The sequence below is a fragment of the Bacillus sp. SIMBA_008 genome, from assembly GCF_046535495.1.
Taxonomy (GTDB): domain Bacteria; phylum Bacillota; class Bacilli; order Bacillales; family Bacillaceae; genus Bacillus; species Bacillus subtilis.
Genome location: NZ_JAWRWL010000908.1, coordinates 1 through 251, shown reverse-complemented (window position 1 = coordinate 251; position 251 = coordinate 1). Strand labels below are relative to the sequence as shown.

Genomic DNA, 251 nt, shown 5'->3' with positions numbered 1-251 from the left:
GGCCTCGGCCTCACGCCCGACTCCTTCTTCATGACGTGGGGATGGCGCCTGCCGTTCCTGTTCTCCTTCGCTCTGGCGAGCGCCGCGGTGCTGCTGCTACGCCACCTTGAAGAATCCGAGGAGTTCAAGACGCACTCCCAGGCGATCGCGACGAACCAGATCAAGCGCCGCTCGCCCCTCGTCGAAGCCTTCCGCCACCCGAAGAACACGATCCTCGGCATCCTCATCGGTCTGCCGCAGTCGATTGCCGG

General features: G+C 64.9%; 1 pseudogene. It reads left to right on the top strand.

The window, feature by feature from the left end:
- Positions 1–251, top strand: a pseudogene (locus tag SB658_RS26010) (hypothetical protein); the annotation flags it as partial.